At 68.4% G+C, this 26,368-nt stretch carries 22 protein-coding genes; 8 read left to right on the plus strand and 14 right to left on the minus strand.

The genetic code is table 11. From position 1 onward, the window contains the following. Nucleotides 1-364: 364 nt before the first annotated feature. On the minus strand, nucleotides 365-1,447 hold the full coding sequence (locus tag ACFXN1_RS20460; protein ID WP_379443067.1) for a YeiH family protein: 1,083 nt from the start codon (nucleotides 1,445-1,447) through the stop codon (nucleotides 365-367). Nucleotides 1,448-1,630: 183 nt separating this feature from the next. Here ACFXN1_RS20460 and ACFXN1_RS20465 point away from each other — a divergent pair, with 183 nt between their 5' ends. Further along, nucleotides 1,631-2,554: a LysR family transcriptional regulator gene (locus ACFXN1_RS20465; protein ID WP_379443068.1), complete on the plus strand. Its 924-nt coding sequence runs from the start codon at nucleotides 1,631-1,633 to the stop codon at nucleotides 2,552-2,554. A gap of 317 nt (nucleotides 2,555-2,871) precedes the next feature. Continuing rightward, complete coding sequence (locus ACFXN1_RS20470; protein WP_379443070.1) at nucleotides 2,872-6,111, plus strand: protein kinase; 3,240 nt, start codon at nucleotides 2,872-2,874, stop codon at nucleotides 6,109-6,111. A gap of 21 nt (nucleotides 6,112-6,132) precedes the next feature. Here the strand turns inward: ACFXN1_RS20470 and ACFXN1_RS20475 are convergent, their stop codons facing one another. Then, on the minus strand, nucleotides 6,133-7,248 hold the full coding sequence (locus ACFXN1_RS20475) for an alcohol dehydrogenase catalytic domain-containing protein (RefSeq protein ID WP_379443071.1): 1,116 nt from the start codon (nucleotides 7,246-7,248) through the stop codon (nucleotides 6,133-6,135). Between the two features lie 75 nt (nucleotides 7,249-7,323). Here ACFXN1_RS20475 and ACFXN1_RS20480 point away from each other — a divergent pair, with 75 nt between their 5' ends. Further along, complete coding sequence (locus tag ACFXN1_RS20480; RefSeq protein WP_379443072.1) at nucleotides 7,324-7,980, plus strand: class I SAM-dependent methyltransferase; 657 nt, start codon at nucleotides 7,324-7,326, stop codon at nucleotides 7,978-7,980. A 6-nt stretch (nucleotides 7,981-7,986) separates the two neighbouring features. Here ACFXN1_RS20480 and ACFXN1_RS20485 read toward each other — a convergent pair whose 3' ends face one another. The 3 genes from ACFXN1_RS20485 to ACFXN1_RS20495 form a co-directional block, all read right to left on the minus strand. Then, nucleotides 7,987-8,736, minus strand: a complete 750-nt coding sequence (locus ACFXN1_RS20485; protein ID WP_379443074.1) for a hypothetical protein — start codon at nucleotides 8,734-8,736, stop codon at nucleotides 7,987-7,989. Nucleotides 8,737-8,824: 88 nt separating this feature from the next. Next, nucleotides 8,825-10,261: a pentapeptide repeat-containing protein gene (locus tag ACFXN1_RS20490; protein ID WP_379463645.1), complete on the minus strand. Its 1,437-nt coding sequence runs from the start codon at nucleotides 10,259-10,261 to the stop codon at nucleotides 8,825-8,827. A 257-nt stretch (nucleotides 10,262-10,518) separates the two neighbouring features. After that, a complete protein-coding gene (locus ACFXN1_RS20495; RefSeq protein ID WP_379421334.1) occupies nucleotides 10,519-11,763 on the minus strand; it encodes an MFS transporter in 1,245 nt (414 codons plus the stop codon). A gap of 93 nt (nucleotides 11,764-11,856) precedes the next feature. On the opposite strand from ACFXN1_RS20495, the gene ACFXN1_RS20500 reads away from it, so the two are divergent. Further along, nucleotides 11,857-12,330 carry an ArsR/SmtB family transcription factor gene (locus ACFXN1_RS20500; RefSeq protein ID WP_379440317.1) on the plus strand — a complete coding sequence of 158 codons (474 nt, stop codon included), beginning with the start codon at nucleotides 11,857-11,859 and terminating at the stop codon, nucleotides 12,328-12,330. Between the two features lie 28 nt (nucleotides 12,331-12,358). Here ACFXN1_RS20500 and ACFXN1_RS20505 read toward each other — a convergent pair whose 3' ends face one another. The 7 genes from ACFXN1_RS20505 to ACFXN1_RS20535 all read right to left on the minus strand — a co-directional run bounded on the left by ACFXN1_RS20505 (nucleotide 12,359) and on the right by ACFXN1_RS20535 (nucleotide 21,090). Beyond that, nucleotides 12,359-13,042, minus strand: coding sequence for a pyridoxamine 5'-phosphate oxidase family protein (locus tag ACFXN1_RS20505; RefSeq protein WP_379440316.1), 684 nt, complete (start codon nucleotides 13,040-13,042; stop codon nucleotides 12,359-12,361). Between the two features lie 89 nt (nucleotides 13,043-13,131). After that, nucleotides 13,132-14,847 carry a protein kinase gene (locus ACFXN1_RS20510; protein ID WP_379440314.1) on the minus strand — a complete coding sequence of 572 codons (1,716 nt, stop codon included), beginning with the start codon at nucleotides 14,845-14,847 and terminating at the stop codon, nucleotides 13,132-13,134. A gap of 85 nt (nucleotides 14,848-14,932) precedes the next feature. Next, nucleotides 14,933-16,273, minus strand: a complete 1,341-nt coding sequence (locus tag ACFXN1_RS20515) for a M16 family metallopeptidase (RefSeq protein ID WP_379440326.1) — start codon at nucleotides 16,271-16,273, stop codon at nucleotides 14,933-14,935. An 85-nt stretch (nucleotides 16,274-16,358) separates the two neighbouring features. Then, entirely contained in the window at nucleotides 16,359-18,620 is a 2,262-nt protein-coding gene (locus ACFXN1_RS20520) for a polyribonucleotide nucleotidyltransferase (RefSeq protein ID WP_379440312.1), read from the minus strand. 419 nt (nucleotides 18,621-19,039) lie between these two features. After that, a complete protein-coding gene (gene rpsO, locus ACFXN1_RS20525; protein WP_040859570.1) occupies nucleotides 19,040-19,309 on the minus strand; it encodes a 30S ribosomal protein S15 in 270 nt (89 codons plus the stop codon). 131 nt (nucleotides 19,310-19,440) lie between these two features. Beyond that, complete coding sequence (locus ACFXN1_RS20530; protein ID WP_379398393.1) at nucleotides 19,441-20,400, minus strand: bifunctional riboflavin kinase/FAD synthetase; 960 nt, start codon at nucleotides 20,398-20,400, stop codon at nucleotides 19,441-19,443. 84 nt (nucleotides 20,401-20,484) lie between these two features. Next, on the minus strand, nucleotides 20,485-21,090 hold the full coding sequence (locus tag ACFXN1_RS20535; protein WP_379440311.1) for a hypothetical protein: 606 nt from the start codon (nucleotides 21,088-21,090) through the stop codon (nucleotides 20,485-20,487). 176 nt (nucleotides 21,091-21,266) lie between these two features. Between ACFXN1_RS20535 and ACFXN1_RS20540 the strand changes: the two genes are divergently transcribed. From ACFXN1_RS20540 to ACFXN1_RS20555, 4 genes are all read left to right on the plus strand, one after another. After that, entirely contained in the window at nucleotides 21,267-22,811 is a 1,545-nt protein-coding gene (locus ACFXN1_RS20540) for an HD domain-containing phosphohydrolase (RefSeq protein ID WP_379440309.1), read from the plus strand. 74 nt (nucleotides 22,812-22,885) lie between these two features. After that, nucleotides 22,886-23,623 (plus strand): hypothetical protein, encoded by a 738-nt coding sequence (locus ACFXN1_RS20545; RefSeq protein ID WP_379440307.1) that lies wholly within the window; start codon nucleotides 22,886-22,888, stop codon nucleotides 23,621-23,623. A 120-nt stretch (nucleotides 23,624-23,743) separates the two neighbouring features. Continuing rightward, the gene (locus ACFXN1_RS20550; protein ID WP_379440306.1) at nucleotides 23,744-24,850 is read left to right on the plus strand and encodes a sulfite oxidase; all 1,107 of its coding nucleotides are present in this window, start codon (nucleotides 23,744-23,746) and stop codon (nucleotides 24,848-24,850) included. 83 nt (nucleotides 24,851-24,933) lie between these two features. Continuing rightward, on the plus strand, nucleotides 24,934-25,686 hold the full coding sequence (locus tag ACFXN1_RS20555; protein ID WP_379398381.1) for a metal-dependent transcriptional regulator: 753 nt from the start codon (nucleotides 24,934-24,936) through the stop codon (nucleotides 25,684-25,686). A gap of 26 nt (nucleotides 25,687-25,712) precedes the next feature. Here ACFXN1_RS20555 and ACFXN1_RS20560 read toward each other — a convergent pair whose 3' ends face one another. Together ACFXN1_RS20560 and ACFXN1_RS20565 are read right to left on the minus strand one after the other, a co-directional pair. Further along, nucleotides 25,713-26,012, minus strand: coding sequence for a protealysin inhibitor emfourin (locus ACFXN1_RS20560; RefSeq protein ID WP_379398379.1), 300 nt, complete (start codon nucleotides 26,010-26,012; stop codon nucleotides 25,713-25,715). 25 nt (nucleotides 26,013-26,037) lie between these two features. Then, the coding region (locus ACFXN1_RS20565; RefSeq protein WP_379463646.1) for a M4 family metallopeptidase at nucleotides 26,038-26,368 on the minus strand (331 nt) is incomplete at its 5' end.

Below are 26,368 nucleotides of genomic sequence, written 5' to 3' on the forward strand. Positions count from 1 at the left end.
CGTACTGTCGCCCGATAGCCCGTCGGTGACGGTCCAGGACTGCACCGGCCGTCAGATGGCCGATCTGCCACTGACATTCGACATGGACGGTCGCGAATATACGATCGGCCACGAGATCTCGGCGGACGGACACCGACCGACGCTCACCCCCGATCCGGCGGTCCGGGCCGCGGCCCAGCCGGTGGCCTCCCCGCGGAATCGGCAGTGCTGTGATAAGGCTCCGCGATGACGGCAACTCCGCTGCGCCAAGGGGTGCGGACCAATATCGAGCGTCGTGTTTGGGTGCACATGCCGGCAGCGGTCGATCCAGCGGTCCCGGAAATCTACTGTGACACCGGGATTTTCGAGCCCGGCGGCAAATAGGTCACTGCGCGAGCACGGCTCCGGCCAGAGCGATGCTGGAAACCCATACCGTGGACAGGGTAGCGAGGATCAGCGGCCGCGGGCCGACCCGGCGCAGGGCGGCGATGTGGACACCGGTGCCGAGGGCGAACATGGCGGCGGTGAGTAGGGCGGTCTGTGCCAGTTTGATCGGGCCGAGCATGCCGGCCGGGAGGATGCCGGTGGTGCGGACCGCAGCGCAGAGCAGGAAGGCGACAACGAACAGCGGGATCAGCGGAACCGTGCGAGCGTTGGCCCGATCGCGGTTGCGCCGACGCACCTGCCAGCCCAGCACCGCCAGCACCGGGGCCAGTAGCACCACGCGGGCCAGCTTCACGATCACCGCCACGGTCAGCGCGGCCCCGCCCAGTGCTCCACCGGTCGCCACGACCTGCGCGACCTCGTGCACCGCACCCCCCGCCCACATGCCGCTGGTCTCGGCACTCAGCCCCATCGCGTGCGACAGCAATGGGATCACGCCGATCAGGATGGTGCCGAAGACCACGACCAGCGCAATTGCGGTCACCAGTTCTTCGTCCTCGGCATCGACCACGCCGTCGGCGGCGGCCGCCGCCGCGGCGCCGCAGATGGAGAATCCGCAGGCGATCAGCAGCCGCTGGGTCCAGCTCAATCCCAGCATCCGGCCCATCAGCATGGTGCCGCCGATGCCGAGGGTGACGATCGCGACGACCACCGCGATCGCCGCGGGCCCGAGCCCGAGGATGTCGCTGAAAGTCAGCTGTATACCGAGCAGCGCCACGCCCACCCGCAGCAGGCGCTTCGACGAGAACTGCAGTCCCGGCTTCAACCGCGGCGGTAGCGCGACGACATTGGCCAGCACCGCGCCGATCACGATCGCGATCAGTAGCGGGCTCACGGTCGGCAGCCACCGAGAGATCAGCAGCACGAATGCCACGACCACGGACGTCAGCGCCAGCCCCGGCCAGCATTCGACCAACTCGCTGAGCAATCTCGACCGCGGGGATGGCTCGGCGGCAGACGCCGGCACCACGGCCGGGGATTCCACTCCGGGTGCGTCTGCCCTACCTGCGGTACCAGCTGACACCGGGTCGTTCGTATCGCGCGTGCCGACGGGGCCGCGGAACTGTGCGTGTCGTGGGTCTGGTGGCGGATCGAGGCGCGTCATGGTTCCCAGGCTGACGGGATGCGTCCGGGCACAGTAGTCGCGAATATGACATCATCACATATCAAGATGATATGGGTTTTGGTGATCCTATATGATTTCGCCATGTCCACCGATAGACTTGACCTGGGACTTCTCGAAGTGCTGGTCGCGATCGACGATCACGGCAGTCTCGGAGCAGCAGCGCGCGTGGTAGGGATGGCGCAGCCGAATGCCAGCCGGGCAGTCCGGGAATGGGAGCGGAAGCTGGGGTTGGCGTTGATCGAGCGCAGCCCGCGCGGGTCGACATTGACCGCGGCGGGGACGGTGGTGGTGCACTGGGCGCGCGAAGTACTGGCGGACGTGGATCGGCTGCTGGATGCGGCGGCCGCGTTGCGTACCGACCAGGAGGCCGAACTCACCATCGCGGCGAGCATGACGGTGGCCGAGTGCCTGCTGCCGGTCTGGCTCGGCGAATTCCGCCGTTTCCATCCCAACGTGAAAGTCCATCTGCAGGTGCAGAATTCGCGGCAGGTATTCGACCGATTGGCGGCGGGCGAATGCGACCTCGGCTTCGTCGAGAGTCCCTCGGTCCCGGACCGGCTGCACAGCGTCACCGTCGCCGCTGACCGCCTCGTCGCGGTGGTGGATCCGGCACATCCGTGGGCGCGCCGCCGCCGTCCGCTCACCGTCGCCGAACTGGCCGCCACCCCGCTGGTGACCCGCGAACCTGGTTCCGGGACCCGCAGCACCCTCGACATCGCTCTCGCCGAATACCCTCGCGCCGAACCTCTGCTCGAACTCGGCAGCGCTGCGGCCATCCGCACCAGCGTCCTGGGTGGCGTCGGCCCCGCCGTCGTCAGCACCCTCGCCGTCGAGGACCAACTCGCCCGTGGCGGCCTGCGCGCTATCCCCATCGAGGGCCTCGAGCTGCATCGCACGCTGCGCGCCGTCTGGCGTCCACCGCGCAAATTGTCTGGCCCAGCAGGCGAATTGGTCGCCGGGATCGTGCACGCTCGGCGCACATCTGTGCCGCAGCGCCGGGCTTGACGGGCGCACTCGGGCTGCAAAGCCATTTGCCTCAATCGAATAGCGCGGCAAACGGCCACCTGAGAGTCGTGGTGACATGGACGACCCGATCGATAACAATGCAGCCCCATGATGGTGCCCGGGTCGTCGCCAGGATCACACCACCGGTCCGGGGGAGCTGCCGTCCGGAGAGCACGAATGTGCCTTCGCGATAGTGCCGTTCCCACTTTGCGTCAGTAGTGTTGCCTGCCGGGCGTTGGCGAGCGCGAACGGCGTGCGGCGAACGGACCAGTCGGGATATTGTGGCGGGTGCCCGGTGGGGAGATCACGAGTGGCCGATGGTCGAGAGAGATCTGTTCATGACGCAGCGTGATGTCGATGTCGTCACGGAGTTGCGTGCTGCGGGTTTCGAGGAGGCCGAGGAGATCGGGCGGGGCGGTTTCGGGGCGGTGTTCCGCTGCACCCAGCCGGCTGCGGGTCGCACGGTCGCGGTGAAGGTGCTGACCGGCGAGCTGGACGAGAATCGGGAGCGCTTCTTTCGCGAGCAACGCGCAATGGGGCGGCTGACCGGGCACCCGAACATCGTCGACATGCTCGAGGTCGGTGAGACCGCACGTGGTCACCCCTACCTGGTCATGCCCTATCACGCTCGCGGGTCCCTGGATACGCGTCTGCGCCGCGACGGTCCGTTGTCGCTGGCAGAGGTGCTGCACCTGGGGGTGAAGATCGCCGGGGCGCTGGAAACCGCGCACCGAGCCGAGGTGCTGCACCGCGATATCAAGCCGGGAAACATCCTGCTCACCGACTACGGTGAGCCCGCGTTGACCGATTTCGGGATCGCCCACATCACCGGTGGATTCGAAACCGCGACCGGCACGATCACCGGATCACCGGCGTTCACCGCACCGGAGGTCCTCGGTGGTGACCCCCCGAGCCGGGCCTCGGATGTATACGGGCTGGGCGCCACACTGTTCTGTGCGCTGACCGGGCATGCGCCTTTCGAACGCCGCAGCGGCGAGGAGGTCGTCGCGCAGTTTCTGCGAATCACCCAGCAACCAGTACCGGATCTGCGTGAGCAAGGAATTCCCGACGACGTCTCCGCGGTGATCGCGGCGGCCATGTCCCGTGAACCACGCGGCCGCCCCACCGCCGCGGAGTTGGGCGAGCAACTGCGTCAGGTAGAGCGCGATCACGGTTTCCGGGTCGATGCGATGACGCTGCCGCCCGAACCAGCAGCCGAGCACGCATCGGTTGTCACGTCGGTGCCCGCGGCGGAAAGTCGTACCGGGAACCTGCCGCTCGAGCTGAGCAGCTTTGTCGACCGGCGGATCCAGCTGACCGAAATCAAGAACCTGCTGGCGGGATCACGTCTGGTGACGCTGACCGGTATGGGCGGGGTCGGCAAGTCACGGCTCGCGCTGCACGTCGCCGACAAGGTGCAGCGAAATTTCACCGCCGGTGTGCAATTGGTCGAGTTGAGTGATCTGCACGATGAAACACTTTTGGTCGACGTCGTGGCCACCGCTCTCGGTCTGCGAAACCAGAGTGCCCGGCCGACGCTCGAGGTGCTTTTGGAGTTCTTGTCCGAGCGCAATCTGCTGCTGGTACTGGACAACTGCGAGCACGTGATCGAAGCGGTCGCGGGGCTGACCGAATCGCTGCTCCGGACCTGCCCGCAAGTGCGGATTCTGGCGACCAGTCGAGAGGCACTCGGCGTCGGCGGGGAATCGGTGTTCGCGGTGCCGCCATTGGGGATTCCCGATATGGCGAGCAAACCCGGGCTGCGCGTGGTGACCCGCCACGACGCGGTGACATTGTTCGCCGAGCGAGCCGCCGCGGCCGTGCCGGGCTTCGAGGTAACCGATGACTCCATGCTCAGCGTGGCCGGGATCTGCGCTCGACTCGACGGGCTACCGTTGGCGATCGAGCTGGCCGCGGCCCGGCTGCGCACGATGTCGCCCGAGCAGATCCTGACCCGGCTCGACGACCGCTATGCGCTCTTGACTCGCGGGAGTCGTGGTGCCCCGATGCGGCAGCAGACCCTGCGGTGGTGCATCGACTGGAGCTATGACCTGTGCACACCGGCCGAGCGGCGCTTGTGGGACCAGCTGTCGGTGTTCGCAGGCACTTTCGAGCTCGATGCGGCCGAGCAGGTATGCGGCACCGAACTGACCGAGACCCAATTGCTCGACACCTTGTCCGCGCTGGTGGACAAATCGATCCTGATCCGCGAGGAAACCGGGGGCACGGTCCGCTTCCGGATGCTCGAAACCGTTCAAGAATACGGCCGGGAACAAGCCGAGGACAGCGGGAGGTACCCGGAATACGTTCGGCAGCATCGGGATTGGTGTGTGCAGTTGGCACTCCAGGTGGAAGCGGAATGGATCGGCCCGCACCAGCTGCAGTGGATTGCCCGCTTGGAGCGGGAACTGCCGAATCTGCGAAACGCGCTGGAATTCAGTCTGTCCGAGTCGGGCGAAACCGCGCTGCGGATCGTCACCGCCCTGTACATGTTCTGGACCTTGCGTGGGCGGCTCAGCGAGGGACGTCGCTGGTACGAGCGCGCGCTGGCCCAATCGACCGATGCACCGCCGCTGGGTCGGGCCAAGGCTTGCTGCGGGGCCGCCACGATGGCCGTCCTGCAGGGTGACCTACCGGCCGCCGCCGAGCACGTGGCGCAGCTCGAGGCCCTGGCCGACCAGACGGCGGACCCACTGGTCACGGCCCTGCTCGCCCACGCCAAAGGAAACTATTTCCTCACGGGCGGTGCTGACAATCCGGCTGGTGCGGGTACCGCCCTGCTGGCCGATGCCATCGACATCTACGAGGCATCCGGTGACCTCAAATCGCAGCTGGACGCCCGGATTTCGCTCGGCTGGGCCTACGCGCAACAGGGCGACATCCCGCGGGCTCTCGCGGGCCTCGAGAAGGCGCTCGCGATCACCGAATCCGCCGGTGAGACGGTGTATCGGTCGTGGGTGCTGTGGGCAATGGGATTCGCCGTGTGGCGAACGGGTGAGCCCGATCGCGCCACCTCTCTGTTGCAGGAGGGAATTCGAGCGGCCCGGCTGGTGTCCGATCCGGTCGTCGCCACCATCTGTTTGGAGGCGCTGGCCTGGATCGCGACCGAGCAGCGCGATGCCCGCCGCGCCGCTACCCTGCTGGGCGCCGCCGATACGCTGAGCCGCATCGGTGGCAGCTCCATCTCGATGTTGCCCAATATGCTCGTCTACCACGAGGAATTCACCCGCCGCAGTCGCGAGATACTCGGCGCGCGTGCCTTCGAGGCGGCCCATCAGGAAGGCGCCGCACTGAGTTTCGATGCCGCAGCGGGCTTCGCGCTCGGCGAGCAAGCCGAAGCGGCCGCGCCGCCCCTCCACTCCGGAGGAAAACTGACCAAGCGTGAGCGCCAGGTCGCCGATCTCGTTGCGGACGGCCTGACCAACCGGGCGATCGCGGCCCGGCTGGCGATTTCGCCACGCACCGCCAATGCACACGTGGAACATATCCTGACCAAACTGGGATTCACCTCGCGCACACAGATTGCGGCATGGGCCGCCGAACAGGCCGAACTCTGAACTGCGCCGGGATCGGGCGGGTCAGTCGAAGAGAATCACCTGGCGGAGGGCGTGGCCGGCGGCCAGTTCGTCCATGCCCTGGTTGATGTCTTCGAGGCGGATGTGGGAGGAGACGAGGCGTTCGACGGGGAGGCTGCCCGCGCGCCACATGCGGACGAATTCGGGGATGTCGCGGGCGGGGACGGCGGAGCCGAGGTAGCTGCCGATGATGGCGCGGCCCTGGGCTACCAGGGCGAGGGGGGAGATGGAGGCGCGGGCGTCGGGGGCGGGGAGGCCCACGGTGACGGTGACGCCGCCGGGAGCTGTTGCGGCTACGGCGGTTTCGAAGGCTCGGATATTGCCCGCGGCTTCGATGACCACCTCGGCCTGGATGTTGTCGGCGGCGATTTCCTGGGGGGTGTAGGCGGCGGTGGCGCCGAGTTCCAGGGCGGTCTTCAGTTTGTCGGAGACGGTGTCGACGGCGATGACCTCGCGGTCGGTGCCGGCGCGGAGGGCGGCGGCGACCAGGACGGCAGCCATGCCGACGCCGCCGAGGCCGACAACCATGATGCGATCCGCGGGACCGGGTTTGGCCGAATTCAGCAGGGCGCCACCGCCGGTGAGGACGGCGCAGCCGAGGACGGCGGCCACCTCGGGCGGGACATCGTCGTCGACCGGGACCACCGAGCGGCGGTCCACGACTGCGTGCGTGGCGAAGGCCGAAACACCCAGGTGGTGATGGACTTCCGCGCCATCACGCAGCAATCGCCTTCCGCCGGCGAGCAATTCGCCCGCGTTGTTGGCGAGGCTGCCGGGTTCGCAGGGGGTGCGGCCGTCGGTGGCGCAGCCGGCGCACTCGCCGCAGCGGGGCAGGAAGGTCATGACGACCCGCTGGCCGACGCGCAGGTCGCTCTCGCCGGGGCCGGCCGCCTCGATGCGGCCGGATGCCTCGTGGCCCAGCAGCATCGGCACCGGCCGCACCCGGTTGCCGTCGACCACGGACAGATCCGAGTGGCACAGCCCGGCCGCCTCGATCTTGACGAGCAGTTCGCCGGGTCCGGGTTCGCCCAGCTCCAGCTCGCTGATGGTGATCGGCTTCGAGTCAGCGAAGGGCGTCTGGGCCCCGATGCGTTCCAGGACGGCACCACGAATCCTCATGCGCCCGACGCTACTCCATCGCACCTTCCCAGACAGTGCGAAATCTGCTTCCATGGAGGCCGGACAGGAGCATCCATGAGCACATCGCTGACCACCGGTAATCGAGCCTGCAATCATGTGGTGACGCAGTTCTTCGGCAACGTCGCCCGCGCCTACGACACCGCTGCCCTGCAGCAGGTCGTCTACCGCCCGCCGCAGGATCAGGTCCTCGCCGAACTCCGCACCGCCGGATCGCGCCGCATCGCCGACATCGGCTGCGGCACCGGCATTCTCACCGCCCGCATCCAGCGCGAACTGCGCCCCGAGGCCGTCTACGGCGTGGACGCCTCGCCGGGCATGCTGACCCAGGCCCGCGCCCGCTCCGCGGCCGTGCAGTGGCGGCAGGCCGCGGCCGAGCATCTGCCCTTCGCCGCGGGCGAACTGGACGCGGTCGTGAGCACCAGCGCCTTCCACTTCTTCGATCATCCGGTCGCGCTGCGCGAATTCCATCGGGTGCTGGCCCCCGGCGGGCTCGTCGCCATCGCGACCATGCATCCCTCCGGCCCGACCTCCCGGCCCATTCAGCGGCTCACCCGCAGCCCGCGCTTCCCGGCCCACGCGCCCTCACCGCGCGAAACCCGGAAACTGCTGCAGGACGCCGGATTCGAGGTCGTCGACCAGCGCAAGATCACCCGGCCGCTGCCGTCGTGGCTGATCCCCGACCTCATCACCGTCGGACGGCGCGAGCGGTAATCGCGGTCACTTCCCCGGGTCGTCGCCGCCGCGGAAGCACACGGTGAGCTCGAGTTTGTTCCAGACCACCCAGACCGCGCCACGGCCGTCGCGCGGACAGCCCGCACCCGAGGTGGTGCCCTCGAGTACCGCGGTCGCCTGGACGATGTGGTCACCCGGAGTCCCGCAGGCGACCTTGGACGGGACGTCCATATCGGCGGTGTCGTAGCAGACTCCGGTTCGCCAGTCGAAGGTCAGGCACAGGTGGTAGCGGGCCTTGCCGGTCTTGTCCTTGGGCGCGGATTCCAGCGTGTACAGCGGGCCCGAGCAGGGGTCCGGGCCGATCTGCAGCACCCGGTAGTTCGCGTCCACCGAGTTGCAGTCCGACGGCTCCGGCGAGCCGGCCTTCCAACTCGGAGCGCCGGTGGCGTCCTTGGCCTGCTGGATGGGCACCTCGACGCAGTCCCCCGCCTTCAGCGCGGCCATGGGATCGGGGGCGTCGGGCTTGGCGGAGGTGGTCGGCAGCCCGGCCTGCACGAGTTCCGGTGGCGCGGCAATCGCCTTGCCCGCGACGGTGTCCCGGGGCAGCGGCGAGATCACGGCGGTCATCGCGCCGAACACCAGCACCCAGCCGACCAGGGCCGAGCCCGCTGCCACCGCGCGCGTCCCGCGGCTCGCCCGATGCGGTGTCCGCCGCGCCCGGCTCGCGACCATCGCCGCGAGGCAGAGCAGCAGCACCGCCACACCGGCAACCCAGCCGACGCCGTGGCTCCCCACCACACAATCCCCTGTCTCAACTCAACTCGTCTGCAAGCTATCCCACCGGTGAGCTTCGGGCAAAACCGGCGAACAGCCCGCGACGGGCTCAGGAGGCGAGTTCGGGGGTGGACTCGGCGACCGTGGGCGGCCAGGGCGTCGGGGTGATATTGGCCGGTTTGGTGGCGGGGCTGGCGTCCCAGTCGAAGTGGACGCCGACCCACGCCCGGGGCTGTTCGAAGGTGATGGCGCGCGCGTCGAAGGAGACGCGGCGGAAGGAGATGTCGCCGAAGAAGTCGCCACCCGCGAAGATCACCGACCGCCCCGCGAACACGGCATCGGCGAAGGAGACCTTCCCGTGGTACTCGGCCCGGGCGAAGGACACCTCCCGGGTGCGACCGGTGCGCCACCGCACCTGCGCGCCCAGCCGGGTGCCGTCGAAGGAACAGGACTCGGAGTAGAAGCGGGAACCGGCGAAAGTAACCCGCGCGCCGGTGAATTCGGCACCGGTGAAGCTGACCCGGTCGCCGTCGAACACGGCGCGTTCGAAGGTGGTCAGGGCTGCGCCGAAGCCGGCCTCGGCGAAGACGGCGGGCTCGCCCGCGAAGGTGACGCGGTCGAATGCCGTTCGCGCGCCGCGGAATTGCGCACCCTCGAAACTCACACCGCCACCGAAAGTGGCCTCGGTGAAGGTGGCTCCGGCATTCTCGCGGTCGGTCCGGTCGACCTCGGTGTGCGCGAAGACCGCCCGGTCGAAGACGGCCATGCTGCGGAAGATGGCCCCGCGGAAGGTGACCCGCTCCCCCAGGAACCGCGTCTGCTCGAAGGACACGGTGCGGCCGCTGAGGAACATGGCGTTGGTGAAGCGGGTATTGCGGCCCGCGAAGACGGCGTGCCGGAAGTCGGCGTCCTCGAACACGGCGTCGGAGAAGTCGAAATCACAGCCACACCATGGTGTTTCGGCAGCGGGCCGCAGATGCTCGGCGATCACCCGCACGATGGTGTCGCGGACCTGCCGATCGTTCTGGCGATAGGTGTACACCCGTTCCACGGCCGTGCCGTGATCCTCGATGCGCTGCGACTTGGAGACCAGGTGGCTGGCCCCCTCCTCCGGTTGATACGGCAGCCGCAGGTACCCGCACAGCACGTCCACGCACTGCTGCCGCCGCCAGCGGGCGGAGAATTCGTCGGCCACCCCGGCCATGGCGTAGACCCCGGCGATGCGCACCGCCACATCGGGATCCCCGAGCTGGCGGGCCGCGGCCCCGAAGACATCGGCGAAGCGCCCGCGCTCGGCATCACGCTGCCGCCGGTAGGCCACCACCAGGGCGATCGCTCCGAAGACACCCGCCGTCACGGCGAGCGAAATCTTGCTCAGATCCAGCTGATTCGGCGTCTCGGCCCGCGCACCCAGGAAGTGCCACAGCACCCACCAGGTGACGCCCGCGACGGCGAGCCCGCCGAGCACGGCCACCACCGCCGACACCATCAGACCCGACCGGTGTACCGTCCGGCTCACCACCCCACCGAACCTCCACCGCCGCATAGCCGAACAATAGCGACCCCGGCCCGGTCACGCATCGGATGCGACAATTCCACCGCGACTTCGCGCACCCGAAAATCGCGACACACCAAACCGTTTCACCGAGAATGTGGTGTGCCTGCGCGGCAGCAGCACAGAGTCGACCCGGCGCCGGCACCGCATCCGACCGGCAGCAGCGCCGTATCCGCCTGGCGCCGAATGCGGCGTCCGCCCGGCGACACAGGGTCACCGGGCGGACGCAGGCACAGCCATTCGGGAAATCAGGCGGCCGTCGCTGCCTGCACGGGCTCCTCCACCTCCGCGGCCTCTGCATTGCGGCGCAGCCCGATACCGGCGGCACCCAGGCACGCCAGCGCCACCACGACCACGAACCACGGGAACACCGTGCTCAGCCCCCAGGTGGTGGCCGCCCAGCCCGCCACCACGGTCGGCACCGCCATGGCCGAGTAGGCCAGCAGGTAGTAGGCCGACATGGTCTCGCCTCGCTTGTGCTGCGGGACAACGTTGGACAGGTGCCGCAGCGATCCGCCGAAGCCGAGCCCGAAGGTGCCGCCGAGGGCGAATCCGGCCAGCAGCACCAGCACCCAGTTGTGGGTGTTCAGTGCCGGAATCGTGATCACCAGCGCGATCGCCATGCCGATATCGCCGGCGATGGCCGCGCGCCGGGCCGGAATCCCGCCTGCGATGGCCTGCGCGATCGCACCCGCGGTCGCTGTCGAGGCCACCACCGCGCCGCCGAAGACCAGATTGTGGATGCCCGTCTTGGCCGAGGCCAGCGACGGATACAGCGACAGCAGCACGCCCAGCACCGACCAGGCCGCCATCACGCCCAGCGCCGAGAACCAGAAGTCACCGCGGATCTCCTGCGGCACAGCCGGTTTGGCAATGGTGATGCGCTGCTTCTGCCGCGCCCCGTGCGGCTCCCGCAGCGCCAGCACGCCCGCCGCGATGAGCACGCACACCAGCGTGATCACCACATACGGCGTGCGCAGCGGATGCGGCGCGTACTGGGCCAGCACCGCCGAACCCAGAATCGCCACGGCCATTCCGACATTGAAGGCCACCCCGGACAGCTGCCCGGACCGCGCGCCCTGCTGCGGCCGCAGATCCAGCAGGGCCGCCGCGCCCGCCACTACAGTCGCGCCGACCGCGGCCCCGTGCACCGCCCGGGCCAGCAGCAGCATGGCCACATTGTCGGCGAGCAGGAACACCACCAGGCCCACGATCATGAGCGCGAACGCGCCCAGCAGGACCGGCTTGCGGCCCACCACGTCCGAGATCCGCCCCGACACCAGGACCGCGCCCAGCGCCGCGACCGCGTAGGCGGCGAAGACGAAGGTCGTGGTGAGCGGGGAGAAATGCCAGCTCTGCTGATAGATCCCGTACAGCGGGGCCGGTGCGCCCGAAACGCCCAGTGCCACACCGCTGGCCGCGAGCACGAGGGCGTAGGCCCAGGTCTGGCTGCCCTGTTCGGCTCGAGTCTCGACCACCGTTGCCGATGCCATCGAACCCTCCATCAGGTAAGTTTGATTGTGATCGAACCAAACCCTACGCGGGGTTCGACGATTATCAAACTAGGTATCCGAGTGAGGTAGCTCATGCCCGACACCGAAGCGCTGCCCGCGGTGGCCCCGCTGCCCGCGGTGCTCGGCGCACTACAGGACCCGATCCGCCTGGAGATCGTCCGGCGCCTGGCCAATGCCGGCACCCCGCTGCGCTGCAGCCTGACCTACGACGGCATCAGCAAATCGACCGCCGCCCACCACTTCAAGATCCTGCGTGAGGCCGGCGTCACCGCCCGCGTCACCCTCGACGGCAACACCCACCTGCGCCTGCGCTCCGCCGACCTGGATACCGCCCTCCCCGGCCTGCTCGCCGCGGTACTGGCCGCCGCGAATCGTGAACGCGATGACACTCCGGCCGACGCGGACATCCCGGCCGGCGCGGGAAAGCGATTCGTGACCCGAGAGCAGTTCGTCGCCGCGTCAGGCGACGCGCCGACAGTTGATCTCGCGGCATTCCGGGCCGATCAGGACTCCGCCTCGGACCACGCGGGGCCGGGTCACCACTGACCGGCGGGACGATCTGGCCCGCACCGCATCATCCTGCGGTGACCTGGGCAGCGGCCAATTGCGCGCGCAGCGACTCGTTTTCGCGGCGCAGATCCTCGATCTCCGCGGTCAGCCGCTGTTGTTCGGCGGCGGCGTAGCGACGTTCCAGGGCGATGGCCTCGTCGAGGCGTTCCTTGGTGAAGCGGGGGCGGATGTATTTGACGCAGTTCCAGTTGTAGGCCTCGACGGTGATGACGATCGCCCGCTCGGCGATCTTCTGGATCGCGCCGGTGTATGCCCCCGATACCCGGTCGACCAGCTCGGGATCCTCGGTGCGCTCGACCATGCGGGCACGGCCGTAGACCTTCAGCCGCTCGCGCACCGGGTAGTCGATGAATAACAGGGCGACACGGTCGTTCTCGGTGAGGTTGCCCACGGTGACGTACTGGCGGTTGCCCGACAGGTCGGCGAAGGCGAGAGTGCGCTCGTCGAGGACCTGGACGAAACCCTTGGGGCCGCCGCGATGCTGGATATACGGCCAGCCGTCCGGGGTGGCGGTGCCGAGGAAGAAGGAGTCGGCCGCGCGGATGAATCCCATCTCACGCAGCTCGAGCGGTTGCGGCTCGTCGCGCCCGCTCTCGAGCTGGGCGCCGTAGTCCCGGTAGCTCCCCGCGATCTTCTGACGTTCCCGCGCCGCTGCCGAGAAGGCGATCCGCGCGTACCGATTCGACATGACGCGTCCTTCCGCTGTCCCGTTGTCGAACCTAGCAGTACGTTCCAGCTGGTCCGAGGCCCGCGCGGTGTGGCGCTCGTCGCCATCGATCAGGATCGGGTGAGCGGCAGGGACTTCCACCAGTCGACCACACCGCTGGGCGTGGCCGGATTGCCCCGGGTGTACAGCAGGAACTTCTCCCGCGCGGGATCGTCGAAGAAGGTGGTGGCGAAGGCGGTGGAGGGCACGTCCGGAACGGAATCGAAGCGCAGATTGGTGTATTGCTTTGCGCCGCAGTACTCCTTGAAGGAGAGGTTCTCGAAGGTGCTGCCCGCCGGGCGGATTCGATTCGCCACCGCGCGGGCCGCGGCGCCCGAACCGTAGGCGAACAGGACGTACTCGCGGACATCGTGGTCGGCCGAGTACTGGCAGTCCCAGGCCGCCGACCACCCTTCGAAGGCCCACGGCGGCAGGAAATCCTTGGTGTCGTGATCCACCACCCGGCAACTCGCGGCGCGATAACCCGCGCCGAGCTCGGGCGGCCGGGGAACCAGTCCCGGGAATTGCGCACTGATCTCGCCGATCTCGGCGACGGGTTCCTTCGGCTTCTCCGACTTGCCCAACGGTGTGAACAGGAAGACCGCCAGCCCCAGCGCGGCCGTCAGGCAGGTGCCGAGCAGCACCACTGTCCGCACCCCGACCGGCCAGCGGCGCACCGACCGCGGCGAAGTCGCCTCCGCCGGTGGCGCTTTCAGATGCCGGCCGGTGGGCGGCTCGAACAGGTCCGGGATGTCGACCAGCCGTCCCGAGCGCAATGCGACCGAGGACTGTGGCACCCGCCGCTGCCCCGTGGTCTCCGCCGGCGCCGCCCGGCGCGCGACCGGCGCCGATCGAACCGCGCCCGGATTCCCCCGGCGGACGGCCGGTGAATTCGCCCGGCGGGCAGGGGTTTCCGGGCCCCGCGCCCGCGTGGGGGCTTGCCCCGGGCCCGCCGCGACCCCGGCCGCCAGCGCCCGCTGCGCCGCCGCCGCGAACTCCGAACACGAGGGGTATCGCTCTTCCGGATTCTTCGCCAGCGCCCGCGCCAGCACCGGATCCAGCGCCGTGGGCAGCCCGGGCCGCAGGCTCGCGACCGATGGCGGCCTGTCGTACAGGTGCGACTTGACGATGGCCCCGAGATCGGCGGCCGGGAACAACGGCACCCCGGTCAGCAGCCGAAACAGCGTGCAGGCCAACGAGTATTGGTCCGACCGGTGGTCGACCGGGTGATTCTGCAGCTGCTCCGGAGCGGCGTAGGCCAGCGTCGCCATCACCGAGCCGGAACCGGTGAGGCGCCCGGTGTCCTCCTGCAGCCGCGCGATCCCGAAGTCGGTGAGCAGCACCCCCGCCTGCTGTTCCCGGGTCTCCCGGGCCAGCAGGATATTGGCGGGCTTCACATCTCGGTGCAGCACGCCCACCCGGTGCGCGTAGTCGAGGGCGTCGGCGGTGGCGGTGACGATCTCCACCGCCCGCTCGGGCGACATATCGGTCACCGCCTCGGCCTCGGTGCCGTCGACATACTGCATGGCGATCCACAGCCGCCCGTGCTCCACACCGCGGTCGTACACGGTGACCACGCCGGGGTGATTGAGCCGCGCGGCGAGGTCGGCCTCGCGTTCGAAGCGGGTGTGAGTCGCGGTGTCGCCGTGGTACTCCGAGTTCAGCACCTTCAGCGCGATCCACCGGGGCAGCCGCGGATGCCGGGCCAGGTACACGGCCCCCATGCCGCCGCGCCCCAGCTCTCGCTCGATCACGTACCCGGCGAAGTTCTCACCTGGAGAAAGCACAACCCCTCCCATTCCGGCGAGGTGATCATAGCCACAAACGGGCATACCTCACCGGGCCAGGCGGGACTACTGCCGAGTAGCGATCTCAGTCCACGAGATGACGCACGGCGGCGGGCAGGTCGCGGGTGCGGCGGTAGGGTCCGGCCACCGCGACGCCGAAGGGGCGGGCGAGCAGGGCAGCCGCGATCCGGGAGACCTCGTCGGTGGTGACTTCGTCTATGCGAGCGAGGGTTTCGGACACGCTGCGGTGGTTGCCGTAGCTGAGTTCCGAGCGGCCGATCCGGTTCATGCGCGAGCCGGAATCCTCCAGCCCCAGCACCAGACCGCCCCGCAGCGAACCCTTGGCGCGGGCGCATTCGGCGTCGGTGATGCCGTCGGCGGCCACCTCCTCGAGCACCCCGCGCGCCAAACTCGCTACGCGGCCCAGGTTTTCGGGCTGGCAGCCGATGTAGACCGAGAACGCGCCGGTGTCGGCGAAGGTGTCGACGCTGGAGTACACCGAGTACGCCAGCCCGCGCTCCTCCCGAATGCGCTGGAACAGCCGCGAACTCAGCCCGCCGCCCAGCACCGTGTTGAGCACCGACAGCGGCCAGCGCTTCTCGCCCTCGTGCCGGCCGAAGGCGCGGGTGCCGAACACCAGATGCGCCTGCTCGCTGTCGCGCTGGACGCGCAGCAACTCCGGATTGCCGCGCGGCCGGAACCGGCCCTCGCGCCGCGGCGCGGGTTCCAGCCCGGATTCGAGCCGATTCCCGAAGGCGCGGTACACCAGTTCGACGGTGTGCTCGTGCTCGATATTGCCGGCCACCGCCACCACCATCCGGTCGGGCCGGTAGCGACGCTGGTGGAACGAGCGCAGCTGCTGGGCCTGCATGGCCTCGACGGTCTCGACACTGCCGATCACCGGGCGGCCGATCGGATGATCACCGAACAGCGCGGTGAGGAAGGTGTCGCCGACGATGTCCTCGGGATCGTCGTCGCGCATGGAGATCTCCTCCAGCACGACCTGCCGTTCCACCGATACGTCCTCGGCGCGGCACAGCCCGTTCATCACCACGTCGGTGACCAGGTCCACCGCCAGCGGCAGATCCTCGTCGAGCACGTGCGCGTAGTAGCAGGTCTGCTCCTTGGCGGTGAAGGCGTTCAGCTCACCGCCGACCGCGTCCATGGCCTGCGCGATATCCAGCGCCGAGCGCGAGGGCGTGGCCTTGAACAGCAGATGCTCGAGGAAGTGCGCGGCGCCGGCCACCGTCGGGCCCTCGTCGCGCGAGCCGACCCCGACCCACACGCCGACCGACGCCGAGCGCACGCCCGGCACATGCTCGGTGACCACCCGTAGACCACCGGGCAGCACGGTGCGGCGCACGCCGATATCCGTTGCGGGCGCTTGATTCTGGGCAACCACCAGTGAAGAGCCCCCCTGCTCCAGATTCCGGAGCAAGGGGGCCGTGTCTGTCGCGGCGCGCGCGGAACCCGCGCGCACCGCGGACTGCTTCTTCGTCACAGAGAAATAATTACTCTGCGTTCGCGTCGGCCGCAGCAGAGGCTTCGGAGTTGTCCGAATCCTCGTCGATCGGCACCAGCGAGATCTTGCCGCGGTTGTCGATGTCGGCGATCTCCACGCGAATCTTGTCACCCACGTTGACCACGTCCTCGACCTTGGCGACGCGCTTGCCGTTGCCCAGCTTCGAGATGTGGACCAGACCGTCGCGGCCCGGCAGCAGCGAGACGAACGCGCCGAAGGCAGTGGTCTTGACGACCGTGCCCAGGAAGCGCTCGCCGACCTTCGGCAGCTGCGGGTTGGCGATGGCGTTGATCGCGTCGATCGCGGCCTGCGCCGACGGGCCGTCGGTCGCGCCGACGAACACGGTGCCGTCGTCCTCGATGGAGATGTTGGCGCCGGTGTCCTCGGTGATCTGGTTGATGACCTTGCCCTTGGGTCCGATCACCTCGCCGATCTTGTCCACCGGGATCTTGATGGCGGTGACGCGCGGTGCGTAGGGGCTCATCTCGTCCGGGGTGGCGATGGCCTCGGCCATCACGTCCAGGATGGTGTGGCGCGCGTCCTTGGCCTGGTTCAGCGCACCGGCCAGCACCTTCGACGGGATGCCGTCGAGCTTGGTGTCCAGCTGCAGGGCGGTGACGAACTCGCGGGTACCGGCGACCTTGAAGTCCATGTCGCCGAAGGCATCCTCGGCGCCCAGGATGTCGGTGAGGGCCACGTAGCGGACCTCGTCCTCACCCTTGTCGTTCTTCACGGTGTCCGACACCAGGCCCATGGCGATACCGGCGACCGGGGCCTTCAGCGGCACACCGGCGTTCAGCAGCGACAGGGTCGAGGCGCAGACCGAACCCATCGAGGTGGAACCGTTGGAGCCCAGCGCCTCCGACACCTGACGGATGGCGTAGGGGAACTCCTCCTGCGACGGCAGCACCGGCACCAGCGCACGCTCGGCGAGCGCACCGTGGCCGATCTCGCGGCGCTTGGGCGAGCCCACGCGACCGGTCTCACCGGTGGAGAACGGCGGGAAGTTGTAGTGGTGCATGTAGCGCTTGGAGGTCTCCGGGCCGAGCGAGTCGACCTGCTGCGCCATCTTCACCATGTCCAGGGTGGTGACACCCAGGATCTGGGTCTCGCCACGCTCGAACAGCGCCGAACCGTGGGCGCGCGGCACCACGGCGACCTCGGCGGACAGCGCGCGGATGTCGGCCAGGCCGCGGCCGTCGATGCGGAAGCTGTCGGTCAGGATGCGCTGGCGCACAAGCTTCTTGGTGACCGAGCGGAAGGCGGCGCCCAGTTCCTTCTCGCGGCCCTCGAAGGACTCGGCGAGCTCGGAGAGCACGGAGAGCTTGATCTCGTCGATCTTCTCCTCGCGCTCCTGCTTGCCCGCGATGGACAGCGCCTCGTTCAGCTCGCGCTTGGCGGTGCCCTCGACAGCCTCGTAGGCGTCGGGCTGGTACGGCAGGAAGATCGGGAACTCTTCGGTCGGCTTGGCCGCCAGGGCGGCCAGGTCCGACTGCGCCTTGCACAGGCGGGCGATGAACGGCTTGGCGGCCTCGAGGCCCTCGGCCACAACGGTTTCCGTCGGCGCGGAGGCGCCGTCGGCGATCAGCGCGAGCACATTGTCGGTGGCCTCGGCCTCGACCATCATGATGGCGACGTCACCGTCGACCACGCGGCCCGCGACGACCATGTCGAACACGGCGCCCTCGAGCTGCTCCACGGTCGGGAAGGCGACCCACTGGCCCTCGATCAGCGCGACGCGCACGCCGCCGACCGGACCGGAGAACGGCAGGCCCGCGATCTGGGTGGACGCCGAGGCGGCGTTGATCGCGACCACGTCGTACAGATCCTTCGGATCCAGCGACATGACGGTGACGACGACCTGGATCTCGTTGCGCAGGCCGTCGACGAAGGACGGACGCAGCGGCCGGTCGATCAGGCGGCAGGTCAGGATGGCGTCGGTCGAGGGCCGCCCCTCACGACGGAAGAACGAGCCGGGGATACGGCCCGCGGCGTACATGCGCTCCTCGACGTCCACCGTCAGCGGGAAGAAGTCGAACTGGTCCTTGGGCTGCTTGGAGGCCGTGGTGGCCGACAGCAGCATGGTCTCGTCGTCGAGGTAGGCGACGACGGAACCGGCGGCCTGCTTGGCCAGGCGGCCGGTCTCGAAACGAATGGTGCGAGTGCCGTAGCTGGCGTTGTCGATCAGGGCGACGGCCTCGAAAACGCCGGGCTCGACCTCGGCGGCGGAACTGGTCTGGGTGTCGGACATCTTTGTTATCTCAACCTCTCGTCTTCGCCGGATCCAGCACGCATCGATCACGTGCGACCCGGCTCATGAGCCGTACCCGGCATGGGCGCGCCGCAGCCCTCATGGCCACAGCGCGCACACCCGGCCCTATCCCCTTGGATACGGCGACGCGGAGGCGGTCATCGATCGAAGCCCTCCGGGCGCGCATGGTTCATCTCACTTCGCGCCCCGAAAAGCCACTACCGAAGACCGACGCCACGCGACGGGTGCATACGGCTCGTGTTGGCGTATACCCGGCCGATCCTCCCCCTCGTGGGGATCCACGACCACATATACGAAAGGCCAACGAGGAGATTCTATGCCTCCTCGTTGGCCGGTTCGTCAACTACCTCTGCCGACGAGGTGTGTCACCTCGCCGCGCCGAGGGTCCGCGGCTTGGGTCAGCGACGCAGGCCGAGACGCTCGATCAGCGAACGGTAACGCTCGATGTCCTTGTCCTGCAGGTACTTCGAGAGCCGCTTGCGACGACCGATCAGCGCCATCAGGCCGTGGCGGGTGTGGTGGTCGTGCTTGTGCTTCTTGAGGTGCTCGGTGATGTCGGCGATCCGCTTGGACAGCAGCGCGATCTGCGCCTCCGGGGAACCGGTGTCCTTCTCGTGCACGCCGTACTCGGCGAGAATCGCCGACTTCTGCTCAGTGGTGAGAGCCACAGATACTCCTTGTTTCAGTCCGCGCTCGAGGGACCGGACGAATCCGGTTGGGCGCCGCCGCGGACCGCAGCAAACCCGACGGGACAGCTTACCGGAGCGCCCGTGGTAGCGGAAATCGGCCCCGGGGAGCCCTATTCGCCGGTCTCGTCGTCGAGGACCTTGCGGGCCTGGTCGACGTCCTTGCCGATGGCCTCGACCAGCTCCTCGATGGACCCGAACTTCCGCATGCCGCGCAGCTGCTCGACGAAGTCCACGGCCACGTGCTTGCCGTAGAGGTCGGCGTCGAAGTCGAGGATATGGGGCTCGACGGTCCGGTTGCGGCCGTCGAAGGTCGGGTTGGTGCCGACCGAGATGGCGGCCATGTGGCGCTCGCCGGCCAGCGGGTCGCCAGGTTCGAGGACGGCGAACCAGCCCGCGTACACCCCGTCGGCGGGGATGGCGGCATGCATGGTCGGCGCCACGTTGGCGGTCGGGAAGCCCAGGCCCTTGCCGCGGCCGTCGCCGTGCACGACCACACCCTCGACGCGATGCGGGCGGCCCAGCGCCTCCGCGGCCGCGCCCACATTGCCCTCGGCCAGGCAGCCGCGAATGTAGGTGGAGGAGAAGGTGACGGCGTGCTCGCCGAGCAGCTGCACGCCGTCGACGTCGAAGCCGTAGCGGCTGCCGAGCTCGCGCATGGTGTCGACGGTGCCGGCGGCCTGCTTGCCGAAGGTGAAGTTGTCGCCCACCACGACCTCGGCCACGTGCAGCCGGTCCACGAGCAGTTCCTCGACGTACTCCTCGGGGGTGAGCTTCATGAAGTCACGGGTGAAGGGCATCACCACGAACACGTCGATGCCGAGTTCCTCGACCAGCTCCGCGCGCCGGTCCAGGGTGGACAGCTGCGCCGGATGCGCACCGGGCCGCACCACGTCGACCGGGTGCGGGTCGAACGTCATGAGCACCGACGGAACGCCCCGCACCGCAGCGGATTTCACCGCACGGCTGATGAGCTGGGCGTGACCGCGATGCACGCCGTCGAACACCCCGATGGTGAGGACACACCGGCCCCAGTCCGCGGGCATCTCCTCGAGACTTCGCCATCTCTGCACACGGGAAGCCTACGCAAAGCGCGTCACAGACAATATTCGGCGGTGCGGATCTTCACGGCCGGAAGCATGTCCGTCACCTTGCGTTCACCACTCCGGACCGCCCGCCGGTCCGCCGGCCGGCGTGGCCCACCCGGAGATGAACCAGTGCTGGCGGCCGGTATCGGGTTCGTACCATCGGCGTGGAAGTGTGCCGACGTCGGCTCCATAAACATGGATGCCGACGCAAGGGACCTCGCTCCCGCAGTCGACTCGATGGACATCGTCGTCGGCGGTGCAGCAGATCGTCACCTGCCCGCGGTGCCAGTCGTGTTCCACCGTTGCCACGAGCGGGATACCCGGCGCCGCGGGTTTGACGTAGCGGGTCTCGTGTTCTACACCGGCATAGATCCCGACCACGCCCCAGGTCTCGTGTCCATGGACGGGCGTGGTCTGACCGACGTCCCACACCGCAGACACGATGCTGAACGATCCATCGGTCGCGACATGGAGCGGGTACACCACGTAGTGGTCGGTATGCGGCCGAATGAATTCAGGCGGGAGGGTGACCTCCGAGGCCAAGAGCGCCCGAAGCCGGTCGGCCACCAGAGCCGTGAGCCGGTGTTCGTCGCTGTTGTCATGGACCAGGGCATCGACGTCGCTGGCGAACCGGGTCAGGCCGGCGGCACAGTGACCGGTATGGATGCGGGTCATCGAGACTCCTCTCCGGCTACCTGCCGTCGTCTTCGGCGGAGGTCACTGCGATGGGATCTCCACCACCAAGTAGAGCCCCGCCGCAACGGCCGGACATGAGGAATTTGTCCCATTTTCGGCAGTGACCGTGTACAGCGTCGGCGTAGCGTGAATAGGCGCGACGACAGGAGACGATCGTGGCGCCGTTTGTTTCCCGAAGAGAGGTTCTGGCGGCACTTTCGATTGCGATCGATCTGGGCTTGGGCCAGCCGATGGAGCACATGCTGCGGTCCGCCGTCATCGGGACCCGGCTTGCCGATCGGCTGTGCCTCACCGAGGAGGAGCGGTCGGCCGTCTTTCATACGTCGCTGCTGATGTGGATCGGATGCCATGCCGATTCGCACGAGTACGCGCACTGGTTCGGCGACGACATCACGGTTCGGCACAACAGCTACTCGGTTGATTGGTCCGGATTGCCGTATCTCCGGTTCTTGCTGCGCAATGTCGGACGCGGGTTGCCGTTGGGCAAGCGGGCGCAGATCGGCGCGACGTTGATCAAGGACGCCAGGGGCAACCTCGGCAAACTGGTGCGCTCGCACTGTGCTTCCGCATCGCTGCTGGCCGAGCAGTTCGGCCTGGGCGAGGAGGTCGCTTCCGCGCTGCGATTCGCCTTCGAACGGTGGGATGGTCGTGGACTGCCGAATGGAGTTGCGGGCGATGACATTCCGATCGTGATGCGAGTCGTCCAGCTCGCCGATGTCGTCGAGGTGCCCCATCGCGCCAACGGCGTCGAAGCGGCCATCGCGGTAGCCGACAGCCGCAGCGGTGGACAGCTCGACCCGCAGTTGGTGTCCGTCCTCGTCGGCTCGGCACGGGACATGCTCGGCCGGCCGGACGACGCGTGGTCGGCTGCCACAGCATCATTGCCCGATCCGGATCGGATTGTCACCGGTGCGGAACTCGATATGCTGCTGCAGGCACTCGGCGACTTCGTCGACCTGAAATGTCCATTCACCCTTGGCCATTCGCGTGGGGTAGCCGACCTGGCGCATGCCGCGGCGACCTGCGCGGGACTGGGCGCGGCGGATGCGGACCTGATGCGCCGGGCGGGGTACGTCCACGACCTCGGCCGGATCGGCGTGTCCAACCACATCTGGGAGAAGCCGGGCCCGCTCACCGCATCCGAAACTGAACGCGCACAGATGCACCCGTACCTCACCGGCCGGATCTTGAGTCGCGTAGGCGGTCTCGAAGCGGTCAAGGCCGTCGCGGAGCGGCATCATGAACACCTGGATGGCTCGGGGTACCCGAACGGTCTCACCGGCGGCGTTCTCTCCGTGAACGATCGGCTGCTGGCAGCCGCAGTGAAGTACCACAGCTCGCGGGAACCGCGGCCGTATCGTGTGGCCCTCGATCCCGATCAGGCGGCACGCCGACTGCGCCGCGGCGCAGCTGCCGGGCACCTCGAACCAACCGCGGTCGAGGCAGTACTCGAAGCCGCCGGCCACCGGCGGTCCAGACGACCCGCACGCCCGTCCGGTCTGACCCCCAGGGAAGCCGAGATCCTGATCAACGTGGCCTGGGGTCGATCGAATCGCGAGATCGCGAAGGCCCTCGGCGTTTCCGAGAAGACGGTCCGCAACCACGTCGAGCACATCTATAGCAAGATCGGCGTCAAAAACCGGGTCGGAGCGAGCCTGTTCGCCACACAGCACGGCATGGTCACACCTATGTCGATGTGAACCAGAAAGATGTGAACGAGAAAACGGGGCGAATGCCTCATGACCACCCGGGCCGTCCCGGCGACGATCGTTCCATGACGACCATCAAGAACCCCAGAACCGCGGCGCAGGCGACGATCGACCGACCGGCGCTCTGGCCTGGCACGGACGAACGGTTCGCCGGTTACGGCGTGATGGGTATGCCGTTCGAAACCGGGGACTACCTGGCACTGCGGCATTTCGCCGCCACGTCGATCGGTTCGGGCTATCGCGCTGTGTGGCACCGGAACCCGGCAGGCAAATGGACCTTCTACTCCGACGTGGCGCCGGAACTCAGCTGTGCCCGGTACTTCTCCGACGGCGGCTCGGCCACCACGGTCCGCACCCCGATCGATATCGAGTGGGTCGGCCCGTACTCCTTGGAGACCCGGATTCCCGGCATTCTCGAGTGGCGGATCGACCTGGAAGCCACCGGCCGTACCCGCCTGCTGAGTGCCGTGGGACGCCACACCCCGACCGCAGTATGGCGCAGCGACCGCTGTCATCGGATCATGGCCAAGGGCGTGGGCCCGATGCTGCAGGTCGGGCATATCCGCATGAGCGGCACTGCTCCGAACGGGCAGCACTTCGCGGCCGGACCGATGCTGATGTGGCTCGTCTCCGCCGGCCGGGCGCGGTTGCGCGGGGCCGATCTCGGCGCACCCGCTCCGCTGCCGGAGCAGCAGCAGCTCGGCGATTTCTGGTTGCCGCAACGCGGCGTGTTCGTCGTCGCGAAAGCCGCGTTCGAATCGTTCGACCCGGCCAGGCACCTGGCCCCCGCCGCCGCGGCGTGATCGCGGGCAACGCCGTCGGTCATCGATGTTCGAAGGCCGCAATTTCGACATCAGGATCGTTCCGGCGCCGGTAGGTTAGGGTCTGCGGGAAGTGAAACCAAAGGTCAGGAGTGCGCCTCGATGACCTGGACTACCGGCCCGGTCATACCCTGGATCAGCCCTCGGTCGGCCCACCGACAAGCCGTAGCGGCGGGTCTGGTCGTGATGTGCCGCGACCCGCTCAATGCCGAGACGCCCGTTTCCGAGTTGGGGGGCGGCGTCACTCCGAACGCGCGGTTCTACAAGCGGAATCATTTCCGGATTCCGGATCTCGACCCGGCCGACTGGCGGCTTCGGGTCACCGGCCGTGTCACACATCCGTCGACGTGGACTCTGCCGGACCTGCGCCGAATGTCGTCGCAGACACGGATTGTCACCCTCGAGTGCGCCGGCAACGGCCGATCGGCCCTGGACCCACCGACGCCGGGAGAGCAGTGGGGACTCGGCGCGGTCGGCACCGCGGAATGGACCGGAGTGCCCCTGTTCGAGGTGCTCGCGCAGGCGGGTCCCGCTCCCGGAGCGCGCGAGGTGGTGTTCCGCGGTGCGGACAGCGGGCCTGTCGACCGGCATTCGGGAACGATCCGCTTCGAGCGCAGCCTCGACCTGACCGATGCCCGGCACAGCGGGGCGTTGCTCGCCTACGCCATGAACGGTGAGCCGCTATCGGCCCTCCACGGCCGTCCGCTCCGGCTGGTCGTTCCGGGCTGGTACGGGGTGGCATCGGTGAAGTGGCTCACCGACATCGAGGTCCTCGACCATCGGTTCGCCGGGTTCTTCCAGACCGAGAAGTACTGCTACGAGTGGGAGCGCGGAGGGCAGGTCGTCACCGAGCCGGTGCGCCTGCAAGAGATACGGTCCGTGATCACGGTTCCTGCGTCGAACGCCGTTGTGCGCCCCGGACCGCTCACCATCCAGGGTGTCGCCTGGTCCGGGCTCGCCCCGATCACCGGCGTGGAGGTATCGATCGGCGGCGGGAGCTGGCAGCAGGCTCGATTGCCGGGGAAGCAACTGCCGGACAGCTGGCGCGAATGGGATCTCGTCACCTCTGTCGATGCCCCAGGACCGACGACCGTGCGGGTGCGGGCGACGGATGCGGCCGGCCACACCCAGCCCGACGAGCCCGCATGGAATCGGTTGGGGTACGGGGCAAACGCGGTCCACTGTGTGCCGATCCACGTCACGCGATAGCGGACCCTCCCGCCGAACCGTGCTCCCTACCAGCGAGCGCGCCGATGTGTGAAACCGCGCGAGGTGTGCCTAAGCTCGGGTACGTGCCCGGAAAACGAGACATCGCCACCCGCCGTGAGCTGGCCGATCCGTCCGCACCTTCCGAACCCCACAGCAAGACCGCGACCGTCGCCCCGGTGCTGTCCTCGGTCGCCCAGGACTACCTGAAAGTGATCTGGACGGCGCAGGAGTGGTCGCAGGAGAAGGTGTCGACCAAGCTGCTCGCCGAGAAGATCGGCGTCTCCGCCTCCACGGTGTCCGAGGCCGTCCGCAAGCTCGCCGACCAGGGGCTGGTCGAACACGCCCGCTACGGGGCCATCACACTCACCGAGGACGGCCGCCGCGCCGCGATCGCCATGGTGCGCCGGCACCGGCTCATCGAGACCTTCCTGGTCAATGAACTCGGCTACGGCTGGGACGAGGTGCACGACGAGGCCGAGGTGCTCGAGCACGCCGTCTCGGAGACGCTCATGGATCGCATCGACGCCAAACTCGGCCACCCCGACCGGGATCCGCACGGTGATCCGATTCCCTCGGTGGACGGCGCGGTGCCCACTCCCCCGGCGCGCCAGCTCAGTGATTTCGACGCCGGCGAATCCGGCCGGGTGGCACGGATTTCCGACTCCGATCCGGCCATGCTGCGTTACTTCGATTCGCTCGGCATCGCGCTGGACACACCCATCGCCGTGGTGGAGCGGCGCGATTTCGCGGGCACCATCGCGGTGCAGGTCGACGAACGCACGATCGACCTCGGAAGCATTGCGGCCGAAGCGATCTGGCTCAGCGAAGCGCACTGAACGGGCGGCCGGCAACTCCGTCGCGATCAGGCGGGCGCGGCCGGAGTCGCCCGGGAGGTGAGGGCCGCGAGCAGCGAGGAGACCTCGGCGGGCACGTACGGCTGACTCCATCGATACGTCCGAGTCCGGGTTCCGTCGCTGACGGTGAGCTCGTAGCTGAACCCATCGGGAACACCCGTCCCGGCCGATCCGGCGGGGTCGCCGGTGAGCAGCCCCGCCGCGATCGTGGCATCGCCGGGCGGCAGGTCGGCGGCATCGACCTCGGCGGTCAAGTCCAGACCGGCCAGCCCACCCGACCGTCGATATGCGATGCGTATCGGCGACATACGAACGAGCGTAGTCCCGATGCGATCACTGCACCGGAACCTTCACCGCGTCCCAGCCGGCCCGCACCGCACCCGCTTCGGTACTCGTGGCACCGAAGCGGGTGCGCGCGTTCTTCAACGTGAGGGTCGCGAAGCCGGCGAAGGTGCTGTTCGGCTTGAGCCTCGGGTCGTTGAGGGTTTCGTACCAGATCGTGCCCGGCGCCTGCCATGCCGGTCCGCCGATCGTGAGGGCGGTGACGGCGAACGCGCGGTTGGGGATTCCGGAGTTGATGTGGACACCCCCGTTGTCCGATGTGGTCTGCACGAAGTGGGCCATGTCCGCCGGCTGATTGTCATGCTTGTTGGCGGTGCCCGGT

This window comes from Nocardia sp. NPDC059154 (assembly GCF_042755705.1).
Taxonomy (GTDB): Bacteria; Actinomycetota; Actinomycetes; order Mycobacteriales; family Mycobacteriaceae; genus Nocardia.

Coding starts and splice junctions, on each gene's coding strand:
- ACFXN1_RS20465 (WP_379443068.1), top strand. CDS start 1,631: ATGTCCACCGATAGACTTGACCTGGGACTTCTCGAAGTGCTGGTCGCG.
- ACFXN1_RS20470 (WP_379443070.1), top strand. CDS start 2,872: ATGGTCGAGAGAGATCTGTTCATGACGCAGCGTGATGTCGATGTCGTC.
- ACFXN1_RS20475 (WP_379443071.1), bottom strand. CDS start 7,248: ATGAGGATTCGTGGTGCCGTCCTGGAACGCATCGGGGCCCAGACGCCC.
- ACFXN1_RS20480 (WP_379443072.1), top strand. CDS start 7,324: ATGAGCACATCGCTGACCACCGGTAATCGAGCCTGCAATCATGTGGTG.
- ACFXN1_RS20490 (WP_379463645.1), bottom strand. CDS start 10,261: ATGCGGCGGTGGAGGTTCGGTGGGGTGGTGAGCCGGACGGTACACCGG.
- ACFXN1_RS20495 (WP_379421334.1), bottom strand. CDS start 11,763: ATGGCATCGGCAACGGTGGTCGAGACTCGAGCCGAACAGGGCAGCCAG.
- ACFXN1_RS20500 (WP_379440317.1), top strand. CDS start 11,857: ATGCCCGACACCGAAGCGCTGCCCGCGGTGGCCCCGCTGCCCGCGGTG.
- ACFXN1_RS20505 (WP_379440316.1), bottom strand. CDS start 13,042: ATGTCGAATCGGTACGCGCGGATCGCCTTCTCGGCAGCGGCGCGGGAA.
- ACFXN1_RS20520 (WP_379440312.1), bottom strand. CDS start 18,620: ATGTCCGACACCCAGACCAGTTCCGCCGCCGAGGTCGAGCCCGGCGTT.
- ACFXN1_RS20535 (WP_379440311.1), bottom strand. CDS start 21,090: ATGACCCGCATCCATACCGGTCACTGTGCCGCCGGCCTGACCCGGTTC.
- ACFXN1_RS20545 (WP_379440307.1), top strand. CDS start 22,886: ATGACGACCATCAAGAACCCCAGAACCGCGGCGCAGGCGACGATCGAC.
- ACFXN1_RS20550 (WP_379440306.1), top strand. CDS start 23,744: ATGACCTGGACTACCGGCCCGGTCATACCCTGGATCAGCCCTCGGTCG.
- ACFXN1_RS20560 (WP_379398379.1), bottom strand. CDS start 26,012: ATGTCGCCGATACGCATCGCATATCGACGGTCGGGTGGGCTGGCCGGT.